Consider the following 13,489-nt stretch of genomic DNA (forward strand, 5'->3'; position numbering starts at 1 on the left):
GCTGGGCAAGGCCAAGGCCGACGCGGACGAACTGCGCGGCGGGGCCGCCGCCGAGAGCGAGCGGGTCCGCGCGGAGGCCGTGGAGCGGGCCACCACGCTGCGCAAGCAGGCCGAGGAGACGCTGGAGCGGAGCGCTGTCAGCCCAGCAGGCTTACTTGCCCTTCGCCGCTTCCTTCAGCTTCGAGCCCGCCGAAACCTTCACGCTGTAGCCGGCGGGAATGTTGATCGGGTCGCCGGTCTGCGGGTTGCGCGCGGTGCGAGCCGCACGGTGCGTGCGCTCGAAGGTCAGGAAGCCGGGGATGGTGACCTTCTCGTCGCCCTTGGCGACAACCTCTCCGACGGTCTCGGCGAGGGCGGCCAGCACGGCGTCGGCGTCCTTGCGGGTCACCTCGGCGCGGTCGGCCAGCGCGGCCACCAGCTCACTGCGGTTCATGTTCTTACTCCCGTGTTTCTTCTTGCCTGTGAGGCGTGAGATCGAAGCCGATGCTGCCAGGGCCCTCTGACAGTCCCCGGACCAGGGTCTGCTGTCAGACCCTCGCGCCCGGTTACGCATCCTGCCCCCACCAACGGCGGGAACGCCAATCCGGCACCCGCCGGAGTCACACGAAAAGCGCCACTGCAACGCCGTGGTGACGTTCCGTTCACTCTGTGGGGACTCCTTGGAACCGCCGGGGCCATGGTCCGCCACCCTAGATCGGCACCCGGCGCGCGGCGCCCCGCGACGCGCCGTAGGAACGGCGGACGTGGCGTACCACACCCTCGGTTCCCGGGGGCGTACGGAGACGGCTGCCGCCGGTTCGGAGCGGGCGCTCAGCCCGTGGCACCCGCTCCGGCCGCCCTCGCGGCGTTGCGCACCGCGCCGGCGACCGCGCCCGCGACCTTGTCGTTGAAGACCGAGGGGACGATGTAGTTCGGGTTCAGCTCGTCCTCGGTGACGACATCCGCCAGCGCCGTCGCGGCGGCGAGCATCATCTCGGTGTTGACGCTGTGCGACTGCGCGTCCAGCAGACCCCTGAAGACCCCGGGGAAGACCAGGACGTTGTTGATCTGGTTGGGGAAGTCGGAGCGCCCTGTGGCGACAACTGCCGCCGTCTGGCGAGCGATTGCCGGGTCGACCTCGGGGTCGGGATTCGCGAGCGCGAACACGATCGCGCCCTCGGCCATGGCGGCCACATCCTCCGCGCCGAGGAGGTTGGGGGCGGAGACACCGATGAAGACATCCGCGCCGACGACGGCCTCCCTGAGCGTGCCGGTGACGCCCTCGGGGTTGGTGTTGTCGGCGATCCAGCGCAGCGGTGAGTCGGCGTGGGCGGCGACGAGATCCTCACGGCCCGCGTGCACGACGCCGTGGATGTCGGCGACGACGGCGTGCTTCACACCCGCCGCGAGCAGGAGTTTCAGGATGGCGGTGCCGGCGGCTCCGGCACCGGACATGACGACTCTCACATCGCCGACCGACTTGCCGACGACCCGCAGCGCGTTGGTGAGGGCCGCGAGGACGACGATCGCGGTGCCGTGCTGGTCGTCGTGGAAGACGGGGATGTCCAGGGCCTCGCGCAGCCGGGCCTCGATCTCGAAGCAGCGGGGCGCGGAGATGTCCTCCAGATTGATCCCGGCGAATCCGGGGGCGATGGCCTTGACGATCGCGACGATCTCGTCGGTGTCCTGGGTGTCCAGGCAGAGCGGCCATGCGTCGATGCCCGCGAAGCGCTTGAAGAGGGCCGCCTTGCCCTCCATGACGGGCAGCGCGGCCATGGGGCCGATATTGCCGAGGCCCAGGACGGCGGAGCCGTCGGTGACCACCGCGACGGAGTTGCGCTTGATGGTGAGGCGGCGGGCGTCCTCGGGGTTCTCGGCGATCGCCATGCAGACCCGCGCCACCCCGGGGGTGTAGATCATCGACAGGTCGTCGCGGTTGCGGATGGGGTGCTTGGACGCCATCTCGATCTTGCCGCCGAGGTGCATCAGGAACGTACGGTCCGAGACCTTGCCGAGGACGACGCCCTCGATCGCCCGCAGGCCCTCGACGATCTCCTCGGCGTGCGAGGTGGAGGACGCGGCGATGGTCACGTCGATCCGGAGCTTCTCGTGGCCGGAAGCGGTCACGTCCAGGCCGGTCACGGAGCCGCCATGGGACTCCACGGCCGTGGTGAGCTGGGAGACCGCGTTTCCGCTCGCGGGCACTTCCAGCCGGACCGTCATCGAATACGAGACGCTTGGCGCCGTTGCCATGACCGGGTTCCTCTGCTTTCCCTAGCTTCATTGCTGCGCGGCCACCCCGGACATCCGTCGGCGGACGCCATCCGATGGTCGCACCTACCAGTGGGTAGCTGGTAATAGTGGTCGTTTTGTTTTCGGAAAATCTCTTTCACCATACGAGATATAACCGTCAAACCGGAAGTCCCAACGAAAACAGGCCCACGCCACCATCCGGTGGCATGGACCTGTCCGTCGCATGCGAAAGCACGAGGAAACCCGTGAAAACGGCACCGACCCGCCATGCTCGCCTCGCGGCAAGTGGTCGCTCGAAGCGACGAAGGTTGGGCCCGGGGGCTTGGATCGGGCCGGTGCCACACTCAGGCTAACAAACCACCCCGGTAAGTGATTCCCGCATCACAGGTTGACTCTGCGTCAGTCCTGTGCTGCCCTGCGCGATCCGGTGTTCGCACCCGGGGTACGGGCCCAGGGCCCGGGCTCGGGGTACGGACCCGGGGTACAGGGGCCCGGGGTACAGGTACCGACCCGAGGGCCGGGCCCAGGACCCAAGCCCGGGTAAAGGTACGGACCCGGGCGCCGCTCAGCCCCGCAGCAGTTCCGGCACCCCGCCCGCGTCCGGGGCGTCGCGCCGGTCGGAGATCACCGTCAGCTCCTGGGTCGCCCGGGTCATGGCCACATAGAGCACCCGCAGACCGACCGGAGTGCCGCCCGCGATCTCCGCCGGGGAGACCACCAACGTCGCGTCGTACTCCAGGCCCTTCGCCTCCAGCGACCCGAGCGCCACCACCCGCTCGCCGAGGCCCTCCAGCCAGCGTCTGGCCTCCTCGCGGCGGTTCATGGCCACCACGACCCCCACGGTGCCGTCCACCCGCTCCAGCAGCCGCTGGGCCTCCGCCCGGACCGTACGGCCGACTCCCCCGTCCCGTACGGCGGTGAAACGCGGCACGACGCCCGTGGAGCGCACCGCCGCGGGGGACACCATGCCGGGCATCGCGCGGGCCAGCACCTTCGCGGCCAGCTCGGCGATCTCGGCCGGGTTGCGGTAGTTCACGGTGAGCTGGAAGCGGCGGCGCGGGCGGGAGCCGAGGGCCTCGTCACGGGCCCCGGCGGCCTCCTCCGGGTCCGGCCAGGACGACTGGGCCGGGTCGCCGACGACCGTCCAGGTGGCGTGCCGCCCCCGGCGGCCGACCATGCGCCACTGCATCGGGGTCAGATCCTGGGCCTCGTCGACGATGACATGCGCGTACTCGACGCGCTCGGCCGCCAGCCGCTCCGCGCGCTCGCGCTGGGTCTCCTCGCGCTGGGGCATCAGCTCCTCCAGACCGGTGAGCTGGTCCAGCGGGTCCAGCTCGCGCCGGCGCCGGGGCCGGGGCGGGGTCCCCAGCAGGGTCCCCAGCTCGTCCAGCAGCGCCACGTCGTGGACGGAGAGCGCGCCCCTGCCATCGGAGCCGCCCCCAGGGCCGATCCGCCGCAGCGACCGGGCCAGTCTGCGGATCTCGCCCGGGGTGAGGACGCGCCGCGCCCACCGGGCGAGCCGCCGCTCGTCGGCCATGGCGCCGAGCACCCCGCGCGGGGTCAGCTCGGGCCACCAGCCGTTCAGGAAGTCGATGAAGCTGTCCTCCCCCGCCACGTCCTCGTCGAAGGACGAGCGCAGTTCGGCGGCCAGCTCGGGGTCGGTGTGCCGTGACGCCGAACCGGACTTCGCCCACAGGGCGTCCAGCAGCAGCCTGCGGGCGCGCGGGCGCAGCAGATTGACCGGCGCGGTGCCGCCGAGGACGTGGTGCCGGATCCGGTTCAGCTCGTCCGCCTCCAGCTCCAGCCGGCGGCCGAACGCGACCACCCGCAGCCGGTCCGCCGGACACCCCGCCGACCCCGGCCCAGGGCCAGGCTCAGGACCCTGCTCGGGGCCCGGGTCCGGCTCGTCGAGGGTGAGCTGTCCCTCCCGTACGACGACGGTGGGCACCGGCCGCTCCAGACAGCCCCTGGCGGCCTTGCGGAGGACCTTCAGCATCCGGGACGAACCCTTGATCCGGGCCACCTCGGGCCCGTCGTAGACGGTGGCCTCCGCGCCGTCGACCAGATGGCCGACCGCACGGATCGCGACCTGTCCCTCCTCGCCCAGCGACGGCAGGACACCCTCGGTGTAGGCGACCAGGAGCGGGGTCGGCGAGACGATGAGGATGCCGCCCGCGTACCGCCGCCGGTCCTGGTAGAGCAGATACGCGGCCCGGTGCAGCGCCACCGCGGTCTTCCCGGTGCCGGGACCGCCCTCGACATAGGTCACGGAGGCCGCGGGGGCCCTGATCACCAGGTCCTGTTCGGCCTGGATGGAGGCGACGATGTCCCGCATGGTGTGGCTGCGGGCCTGCCCGAGCGCGGCCATCAGCGCGCCGTCGCCGATCACCGGCAGCGGGGCGCCGGCCAGGGTCGCGGTCAGCTCGGGGCGCATCAGGTCGTCCTCGACGCCGAGGACCCGGCGGCCCTTGGAGCGGATGACCCGGCGGCGTACCACCCGGCCGGGGTCGACCGGGGTGGAGCGGTAGAAGGGGGCGGCGGCCGGGGCCCGCCAGTCGATCACCATCGGCGCGTAGTCGGTGTCGAGGACGCCGATCCGGCCGATGTGGAGCGTCTCCGCGATATCGGCCGTGTTGTCGGGCCGTACGGCGTCGTCGGCGGGCTCCAGCGAGGTGTAGGCGCCGTCCGGGCCCTTCTCGCCGTCCTTGCCGGGGAGCAGATCGATGCGGCCGAAGAGGAAGTCCTCGAATTCGTTGTTGAGCCGGTTGAGGTGGACGCCCGCGCGGAAGACCTGGGCGTCCCGCTCGGCCAGGGCGCCCGGGGTGCCGACCTGACCGATTTTGGCGGCGTCCCGCATCAGGAACTCCGCCTCGTGGATCTTCTCCTCCAGACGGCGGTACACCTGGTCCAGATGGACCTGTTCGACACCGATCTCACGCTCCCGGAGCGAATCGGGCGAGTCGGGCCGGACGGAGTCGACAGAGTCGACAGCGGCTTCCTGCGCGGCCACTGAGGCCCCCTTCTGACGTGCACTGGGCAGCCGTCAACCGTACGCGAAGGGGGCGGGTCTGTCAGGTCTCGTCAGGCCGCGACTTCCACCAGTTTCTTTCCGTCGAACGTACGGACCTCGAAGTGATCGATGTCATTGCGGTCCATCGCGGCCCCGCCGTGGACGTACAGCGGGTTCTTGGCCGCCTTGTGCGGGCTGTCCGGGATGCCGTAGCCCCACTTCGGGACCGCCCAGGAGGTCACGACCTCCTCCTCGCCGGTCTTGGAGACGGCGATCAGATTGCACTTCAGCGGGCCCTTGACACCCTTCAGCTCCAGGACGGTGTGCGTGCCCCAGCCCTTCGTCTCCATGCCGACGGTCGCGCTGACCTTGGTCGACGCGTCCGTGGCCCGGACCTTCTCCTCCATATGGTTGAAGAAGGCGTCCTCGGCGGGCGAGGTGGGGTGCGGATGCGGCGATCCGGCCTCGCTGCCCCGGGAGTCGTCGCCCGTGACGACGATCGCGACGGCCGGACCGCCGATGATCAGGGCCGCCGCCGCGGCGACGAGATACATCCCGCGCCGGCGCTTCGCGGCCCGCTTGGCGGCCACCTCGTCCAGCAGTCCGTCGAGCACCCGGGGATCGGGCGGCGCCGGCACCACGGGAACCGGCCTCGGCGGCTCATGGCCGACCCAGCCGGACGGAGACCGCGATGACGGCAGATTCACCACATTCGGAGGCGCCGGGGAATTCGGGAGCGCCGAAGAAGAGGCGGAGGACGCGGGCGCCTCAGCCAGCATGGCCAGCATCGGCTCCATCCCGGCGAATTCGTCGAGATGGGCGCCACAGATGTCGCACCCCGCGAGATGTGCCTCGAACGCGGAAGCGTCCGCGTCGTCGAGAACGCCGAGCACATACGCGCCGACGGCGTCGTGCACCGATTCCTGCTCGTGCATGGTCATGCTGTGACCCCCCTCTCCTCCAGAGCGAGCTTCATGGAACGGAGCGCGTAGAACACCCGGGATCGCACCGTCCCACTGGGTATGCCGAGCGTCTCGGCAGCCTCATTGACCGTACGCCCCTTGAAATACGTCTCGACAAGTACTTCCCGGTGCGCGGGCGTCAAATCATCGAGTGCATCAGAGAGCGTCATCAGCCACAACGCCTTGTCGATCTCGTCCTCCGCGGGCATGACCTCCAGCGGCGACGGGTCTACCTCCTGCGGCCGGGCCTGCCGGCTGCGGTGACCGTCGATGACGATGCGGCGTGCGACCGTCACCAGCCAGGGTCGGACAGAGCCGGTTGCTCGGTTGAGCTGACCGGCATTCTTCCAGGCACGGATGAGCGTCTCCTGCACCACGTCCTCGGCGCGCTGGCGATCGCCGGCGACAAGGCGCAGTACATAGGCGAGCAGAGGTCCCGCGTGCTCGCGATACAGCGCACGCATCAATTCCTCATCAGGTACTGAGGAATCAACACGCGGCTTCTCGCTGCGATGGCGTGCCCTCTGCGGACGGTCATCGGCCACGGCGGCATCTTTGCGCACCTGAACCTCCCGGTCGAGACCTTGATTTCGTCGGCTTTTTCGGCGTTGCTCGGCTGACCTGCTCTTCCCCCTTCTCTACGGGGGAAGTTGAGGCATCACTCAACGCCCGGCCGAAAAACTTCCAAGATCTTTTCCGTCGCCCGGATCTCCCTGCTCAGGCCCATCAGGCTTGTGCCACAAGCGAGTTGGGCGAGTTGCGCCGGTTGGCATCGGTCTCGCCGGTTCTGGGGGGCGCTATCGGTGGGTGGTTCGGGCACGGGCGAGTGCGGGGGCGCTACCGGTGGGTGGTTCGGGCACGGGCGAGTGCGGGGGCGCTACCGGTGGGTGGTTCGGGCACGGGCGAGCACGGGGGCGCTACCGGTGGGCGCTTCGGGCATGTGGCACGGCGGGGGCTCACCCATGGGGTACGGCGGCGGACGGTTCAGGCGCGGGCGAGCGCGGCGGCCCGGCGGCGGTGCCGGGCGACCCGTTCGCGGTTCCCGCAGACCTCGCTGGAACACCAGCGCCGCCTCCGCCCCCGGGAGGTGTCCAGATAGACCCGGGGGCAGCTCTCGCCCTCGCACTGCCGCAGCCGGGCCCGCGCCACCGGATCGGTCAGCAGCTCGACCGCGTCCCGGGCGACCGCGGCGAGCAGCGCCCCGCACTCGGGTGCGCCGCCCAGCGCCCGTACGAGAGCGCCGCCCGGCTCCCGTACGGCACGGATGGCGGGCGGCGCACCGGCCGCCAGGGCGTTCACCCGCTCCAGCGGGGCGTCGGCGTACCGGCCGCCGATCTCGGCGCGTACGAGCTGGTCGATCCGGCCCCGCAGTTCCACGAAGAGGTCCACCCAGGCGCCGTCGACGGCGGTCACCGGCGTCCCGGCGGGCAGCAGTCCGGCGCCCAGCAGCCAGTGGCCCAGCCGCCCGGCCCCCGCGAGCGGTTCGCGTCCGCTGTCCGGCTCCCCCGTCGCCACCAGGTCCAGACAGACCCGACCGGAGTCGAACCGCCAGTCGTAGGGAGCCGTACCGGTCGCATCCGCGGTCATGCGCCTGTCACCGCCTCAAGGTCACTGCCTCGGAGTCCCTGGCCCTCGTCAGTCGTGTCCCTGGAATCCCGCCACCGGGATTCCGACGGCGGGATTCCGTCCTCAGGGTCACTGCCGGGGGTCTGTCCACCAGAGTGCCCCTCCGAACGTGCGGCCGAAACCCCTCCTTCTGTCCGGGTTGGACACCGGTCGCCCGCCCCGGCGTGCCCTGGGGACGCATTCCGGTCCAGTCGCGGTTCGGCTGTGGGTTCAGCCGCGGTTCGGCCGCGGTTCAACCGCTGGCGAGGCCGAGGCTCAGTCGCGGGCGAGGGCCGGGGCGATGTCCTCGTACCGCTCGGCGGGAGCGGTGACGGGGGCGACGAGGGCCACGGGGGCGGCGCCGCGCGCCGACGGGGCCGGGGGCTCGCCGCAGAAGGCCGCCTCCAGCGTGGCCGGCAGCGCGTTGAGCACGTCGGCGTTGTTGGAGGTGTTGGCGACGGCGGTCATGCTGCGTCCGCCGTCCTTCGAGGCGAAGGAGAAGGTGTAGTACCCCTGGACGGTGCCGGTGTGCCCGTACACGGAGACACCACAGGACAGATCCCGGCGCCGCAGCCCCAGACCGTAGCCCTGGGTGCTGTTGACGGGGACCCACCGCTGCATCTCGGCCAGTCCGGCGGCCGAGGTGAGCTGCCCGCGCAGCAGCGCGGCGAAGAAGGTGTCCAGGTCCCGGGTGCTGGAGATGACCGCCCCCGCGCTCTGGGCCCAGGACGCGGTCTGCCGGGTCGAGTCGACCAGGGGCGCACCGGCCTCGTCCGGCGTGAGATACCCCCTGGCGTGCCGGCCCGGGATCGCGGTACGGGGGTGGACGTACGAGGTGTCGCGCAGTTTCAGCGGCTCGAAGATCCGCTCGCGGTACTCGGTGGCGACGGAGTTCCCGGTGAGCTTCTCGATGAGCATGCCCGCGACCACGAAGTTGGTGTTGGAGTACGCGTACGCCGTGCCGGGGGTGACCGTCAGCGGCTTCGCCAGGGCGAGGTCCACCAGCTCCTGGTAGCTGAAGACCCGGTCGCGTACGGACTCGAAGCCCGGGACCGTACGGGCGAACATGTCGTTCGTGTAGTCGTACAGCCCGCTGCGGTGGCTGAGCAGATGACGGACCGTGATGCGGTCGTCGGACAGCAGTCCGGGCAGATGGCTGTCGACCGGGGCGTCCAGGTCGAGTTCGCCCTCGTCGATGAGCTGGAGGAGCACCACCGATGTGAACGACTTGCTGACGCTGCCGGCCCGGAAGCGGTCGTCCGCCTTGATGGCCCGTCCGGTCGCCTTGTCCGCGACGCCCTCGGCGAGCCGGTGGACCCTGCCGTGGTCGTCGATCCGGGCCATCGCGCCTGGTGCGCCGTTCGCGAGCGCGGAGCGCAGGGCCGTGCGCAGGGCGGTCCGATCGGGCTCGGGCGTCGTGGCGGTACCGGCCGCGGGGGCGGACGGGGCAGGAGCCGGGGCCGCCGTGGCGTGGGCTGCCGGAATCGCCAGTACGGACAGCAGCACCGCGCCGAGAGCCGTGCCTTTGCCCACCGTGCCTGAGAACATCCGGGTATCTCTCCCTGAGTGAGGTGAACCGCGCCCGCGACTGCGGGCGTTCACCCCACGTATACGCGCCGGAGCGTCACCCGGGCTATGTCCGAAGGGGTGAACTCCTCGTGTCGTCAGAGGCTTTCGGCCGTCGGATTCACATCCCCGGACCCGTTCCCCCGCCGCGTCAGCGGCCCGGGTCCGTCGAGCCGGTGGCCGCATCCGTCGAGTCGGCGGTCGGGTCCGTCGAGCCGGTGTCCGGGTCCGCCGCCAGCCGGTAGCCGCGCTTGACGACGGTCCGGATCAGCTCCGGTGCGCCCAGGGCGCGGCGCAGCCGGGCGATCGCGGTCTCGACCGCGTGCTCGTCCCGCCCGGGGCCCGGGAGCGCGGTCAGCAGATCGGCGCGGGAGACGACCCGGCCGGGGTGGTCGGCGAGGGCCCGCAGCAGGGCCATCCCGGCGGGCGGCACGGGGCGCGGTCCGCCGTCGACGACGACGGCGTGGCCACGGATCTCCAGCCGGTGTCCGGCGGCCCGCACGACGGGCGCGCGGGCGGCCAGCTCACGGCCGATGAGCTGCACCAGCGGGCCGAGCCGGAAGCGCTCCGGGTACACGGTGTCCACCCCCCGGTCCTGGAGCGGCAGCGCGGTGACCGGCCCCACACAGGCCGCCAGGACCTGGTGTCCCAGCACCGCCAGCAGCTCGGGGAGCAGTCCGCGCTGCTCGGCGCGGGAGAGGAGCGAGGCGGCGGCCGGGGCGCTGGTGAAGGTGACGGCGTCCAGCCCCCGTACGAGGGTGGCGTCGAGCAGCCGGTCCAGCGGGGCGATGTCCAGCGGCGGGAGCCACCGGTACACGGGGACGGTGACGACCTCGGCGCCCCCGTCCCGTAGCGTCTCGATGAAGCCGGGGATCGGTTCGCCGTGCAGCTGGACGGCGATACGGCGGCCCGCGACCCCCTCCGCGACGAGCCGCTCCCGCACCTCGGCCAGCGACTCCGAGGCGGGCGACCACCGCTCGGTGAGCCCCGCCGCCCGGATCGCGCCCTTCACCTTCGGTCCCCGGGCCAGCACCTCGGCGCTGCCCAGCGCGGTCAGCAGATCCCGGCCGTACCCCCAGCCCTCGGCGGCCTCCAGCCAGCCCCGGAACCCGATCGCGGTGGTGGCGACGACGACATCGGGGGCGCGGCCGGTCAGCTCCCGGGTGGCGGCGAGGAGTTCGGTGTCGTCGGCGAGCGGGACGGTCCGCAGGGCGGGGGCGTGCAGCACCTCGGCGCCCCGGCGGCGCAGCAGCGCACCGAACTCGTCGGCGCGGCGCGCGGCGGTGACCCCGACGGTGTACCCGGCGAGCACCCCGTACGCCTCCTCACCCGCCGCCTCCTCACCCGCCGCCTGCCTGTCCTGCCCCTGCCCGTCCTGCCCCTGCCCGTCCGGCCGGTCTTCGTCCCGCGCCGGCCCTCCCTGCGGCTCTTCGTCCCGCTCTTCGTGCTGCCGCACTGTGCCGTCCCCTCGCTCTCCGCCGTACGGGCAACCGGGTCCGCCCCGGCCGCGCGCCGACGTCTCTCCCCTTTTACGGATCTCGCGGAGCCAACAGATCTTACGGAACCAGTCCCGGGCCCATACGGAGGCCCCGGCACGCCCTGCGGTACGGAAAACCGGGTTCCCTCGCGCGGGTGCGCACCGCGGGTACGGGCGCATGACAAAGGCCCGGCTGTCGGTGACAGCCGGGCCTTCGCCCACATGGGATGAGTGGAGATGGCGGGAATCGAACCCGCGTCCAACGGTGCGGAAACAGGGCTTCTCCGAGCGCAGTCCGCTGCGATTTTCTCGGCCCCGGAGATCACACGGACAAGTCTCCGACGGGCTCAGTCACTGTTTGATTTCCCTCCAGACCCCGTGACCGGGTCTAGAGGTTTAGTCCCCTAGCTGACGCCAGGATCCGGGTCGGGAACAGTCCCCGGGCTGACGCTCCATGAGTGAAGGTTCGCTCTACTGCTTATTAGGCAGCGAGGGCGAATGCTTCGGAGTTATCGCGCTTTGAATTGGCGATTATTGTTTGCGACATATGGTTAACGAGATCATTGCCGCTTCCTCGGCTCGCTTCCCCTGCTTCGACATCCGCTGTCGAAACCGATCATCCCCATGTTGATTTATCAAAATCCGCCCCGGCTGTGCGGGACAGGTCCCATCGTACGTGACCAACGCGGCCGGGTGCCAGCGCATTCCCCGCGCCCCGTGCCCCGTGCCGCCGCCCCGGGGGCGGGCCGGGAACGGATTCACGCCTCGTGGGCTGAGCCCTAAGCCCGCTGCCGGCGGCGGACCGCCGACATCGCCCGGTCGGTCTCCCGGCGGTCCTGGCGCTCGCGCAGGGTCTGCCGCTTGTCGTACTCCTTCTTGCCCCTGGCCAGCGCGATCTCGACCTTCGCCCGGCCGTCCTTGAAGTACAGCGCGAGGGGCACGATCGTGTGCCCCGACTCCTGGATCTTCGACTCCAGCTTGTCGATCTCCGCCCGGTGCATCAGCAGCTTCCGCTTGCGCCGCGCACTGTGGTTGGTCCAGGTGCCCTGGCTGTACTCGGGGACATGGACATGGTGGAGCCATGCCTCGTGGTTGTCGATCTGGACGAAGCCGTCCGCCAGCGACGCCCGCCCCAGCCGCAGCGACTTCACCTCGGTCCCGGTCAGCACGAGACCGCACTCATAGGTGTCGATGATGTGGTAGTCGTGCCGGGCCTTCTTGTTCTGCGCGATCAGCTTGCGCCCTTGTTCCTTAGCCATAGTGCGTTCATTTTCGCACTGTGCCGCAAGAGATTTAAGACGCCGGACGCCGTACGCACCGGAACCGCGGGAACCGTACGCGCCGGACCCGGCGGACTCGGCGGACTCATCGCACGGGTCCACCCGATTCACGAGGTGGCGCCGAGCCCGCCCAGCACCTTCCGGGCCTGCTCCTCGGCGTCCCCGCCGGCCGGGAGGTCCGGGGCCAGGCCCTCGCCGTCCACATCGCGGCCCCCCGGAGTGCGGTAGTGGCCGACGGTCAGCTCGGCCACCGAGCCGTCGGGCAGCTCGCTGGGCATCTGCACCGAGCCCTTGCCGAACGTGCGCGAACCGACAGTGACCGCCCGGCCGCGGTCCTGGAGCGCCCCCGTGACCAGTTCGGCCGCGCTCATCGTGCCGCCGTCGACGAGCGCGACCACGGGTCTGGCCGTGTCCCCGCCCGGGTCCGCGTAGAGGGCGCGCTGCTTGCCCCGTATGTCGTACGTGGCGACCAGGCCGCCGTCCAGGAAGGCGGAGGCCGCGGTGACGGCCTCATCGACCAGACCGCCCGCGTTGCCCCGCAGGTCGAGCAGGACACCGGCGCCGTCGGGGGCGTCGCGCACCGCGTTCCTGACCTGGGCGCCCGAGCCCTTGGTGAAGGAGGCGACCTTGATCATCACATCGCCGCCGCCGAGGCCCTCGACGGTGACCGGCTCGGTGCTCAGCGTCGTACGGGTGAGGGTCTTCGTCCAGCTCCGGCCGGCCCGCTCCAGGCCCAGGGCGACACTGGTGCGCTCGCTGCCGCGCAGCAGCGCCACCACCTCGGTCACGGGCCGCGCGTCGACCGGTTTCCCGTCGATCGCGCGCAGCCGGTCACCGGCCCTGACGCCCGCCCGCTCGGCGGGCCCGCCCGGCTGGACCTTCGTGACCTCGACCCGGCCGTCCCCGGACCGGCGTGCCCACAGCCCGACGCCCGTGTACCGGCCGTCGAGTTCCTGCCGGAACTCCTGGTACTCCCGCTTGTCGTACACCGCGCCCCAGCGGTCACCACTGCGGCTGACGACGTCCTCGGCCGCCTCCGTACCGGATTTTCCGTCCCTGACCGCCTCGGCCGCGGCACGCGCCACGGCGTCCTTGTCAGCGGTGTCAGCGATGTCCGCGGCGTCGGCGGAGTCGGCGCGATCTCCGGAGCCTGCGGCGTCGACGGTCGCGCCCATGGGCCGTACGGCGAGGGAGCTGTGCTCGGGCTCCTCGGCTCGCGGCAGGGCGTTGGTGACCGCCGCGGTGGCGAGGACGGTCGCGAAAACCAACGTCAGAGCCGCCCCGCGGCGGATGCGGCGGGGCCGAGGGCGGAGATCCGGGCCCGGCATGGCGATGAGTCTAGGACAAGGGAAAGGCG

At 71.4% G+C, this 13,489-nt stretch carries 10 protein-coding genes and 1 other RNA gene; all 11 read right to left on the reverse strand.

Going from position 1 to position 13,489, the window contains the following annotated elements; all coding sequences use genetic code 11:
* Window positions 1-151 precede the first annotated feature (151 nt).
* The gene (locus ACWF94_RS16315; RefSeq protein ID WP_017237029.1) at window positions 152-433 is read right to left on the reverse strand and encodes an HU family DNA-binding protein; all 282 of its coding nucleotides are present in this window, start codon (window positions 431-433) and stop codon (window positions 152-154) included.
* Between the two features lie 377 nt (window positions 434-810).
* Window positions 811-2,232 carry a malic enzyme-like NAD(P)-binding protein gene (locus ACWF94_RS16320; RefSeq protein ID WP_453488032.1) on the reverse strand — a complete coding sequence of 474 codons (1,422 nt, stop codon included), beginning with the start codon at window positions 2,230-2,232 and terminating at the stop codon, window positions 811-813.
* A 565-nt stretch (window positions 2,233-2,797) separates the two neighbouring features.
* Window positions 2,798-5,242: a HelD family protein gene (locus ACWF94_RS16325; RefSeq protein WP_453488034.1), complete on the reverse strand. Its 2,445-nt coding sequence runs from the start codon at window positions 5,240-5,242 to the stop codon at window positions 2,798-2,800.
* Window positions 5,243-5,313: 71 nt separating this feature from the next.
* On the reverse strand, window positions 5,314-6,183 hold the full coding sequence (locus ACWF94_RS16330) for a zf-HC2 domain-containing protein (RefSeq protein WP_453488036.1): 870 nt from the start codon (window positions 6,181-6,183) through the stop codon (window positions 5,314-5,316).
* Window positions 6,180-6,767 (reverse strand): sigma-70 family RNA polymerase sigma factor, encoded by a 588-nt coding sequence (locus tag ACWF94_RS16335; RefSeq protein WP_453488037.1) that lies wholly within the window; start codon window positions 6,765-6,767, stop codon window positions 6,180-6,182. The genes ACWF94_RS16330 and ACWF94_RS16335 overlap by 4 nt, the downstream gene beginning before the upstream one ends.
* Window positions 6,768-7,188: 421 nt before the next feature.
* Window positions 7,189-7,791 carry a CGNR zinc finger domain-containing protein gene (locus tag ACWF94_RS16340; protein WP_453488039.1) on the reverse strand — a complete coding sequence of 201 codons (603 nt, stop codon included), beginning with the start codon at window positions 7,789-7,791 and terminating at the stop codon, window positions 7,189-7,191.
* Window positions 7,792-8,085: 294 nt separating this feature from the next.
* On the reverse strand, window positions 8,086-9,357 hold the full coding sequence (locus ACWF94_RS16345) for a serine hydrolase domain-containing protein (protein ID WP_453488041.1): 1,272 nt from the start codon (window positions 9,355-9,357) through the stop codon (window positions 8,086-8,088).
* Window positions 9,358-9,526: 169 nt separating this feature from the next.
* Complete coding sequence (locus ACWF94_RS16350) at window positions 9,527-10,687, reverse strand: uroporphyrinogen-III synthase (RefSeq protein ID WP_453488045.1); 1,161 nt, start codon at window positions 10,685-10,687, stop codon at window positions 9,527-9,529.
* Window positions 10,688-11,081: 394 nt separating this feature from the next.
* Window positions 11,082-11,476, reverse strand: a transfer-messenger RNA (tmRNA) gene (gene ssrA, locus ACWF94_RS16355).
* Window positions 11,477-11,631: 155 nt separating this feature from the next.
* Complete coding sequence (gene smpB, locus ACWF94_RS16360; protein WP_453488043.1) at window positions 11,632-12,111, reverse strand: SsrA-binding protein SmpB; 480 nt, start codon at window positions 12,109-12,111, stop codon at window positions 11,632-11,634.
* Window positions 12,112-12,239: 128 nt separating this feature from the next.
* The gene (locus tag ACWF94_RS16365) at window positions 12,240-13,460 is read right to left on the reverse strand and encodes a S41 family peptidase (protein WP_453488047.1); all 1,221 of its coding nucleotides are present in this window, start codon (window positions 13,458-13,460) and stop codon (window positions 12,240-12,242) included.
* Window positions 13,461-13,489 lie beyond the last annotated feature (29 nt).

The sequence above is a fragment of the Streptomyces sp. NPDC055078 genome (assembly GCF_053607985.1).

Coding starts and splice junctions, on each gene's coding strand:
- ACWF94_RS16315 (WP_017237029.1), bottom strand. CDS start 433: ATGAACCGCAGTGAGCTGGTGGCCGCGCTGGCCGACCGCGCCGAGGTG.
- ACWF94_RS16320 (WP_453488032.1), bottom strand. CDS start 2,232: ATGGCAACGGCGCCAAGCGTCTCGTATTCGATGACGGTCCGGCTGGAA.
- ACWF94_RS16330 (WP_453488036.1), bottom strand. CDS start 6,183: ATGACCATGCACGAGCAGGAATCGGTGCACGACGCCGTCGGCGCGTAT.
- ACWF94_RS16340 (WP_453488039.1), bottom strand. CDS start 7,791: ATGACCGCGGATGCGACCGGTACGGCTCCCTACGACTGGCGGTTCGAC.
- ACWF94_RS16345 (WP_453488041.1), bottom strand. CDS start 9,357: ATGTTCTCAGGCACGGTGGGCAAAGGCACGGCTCTCGGCGCGGTGCTG.
- smpB (WP_453488043.1), bottom strand. CDS start 12,111: ATGGCTAAGGAACAAGGGCGCAAGCTGATCGCGCAGAACAAGAAGGCC.
- ACWF94_RS16365 (WP_453488047.1), bottom strand. CDS start 13,460: ATGCCGGGCCCGGATCTCCGCCCTCGGCCCCGCCGCATCCGCCGCGGG.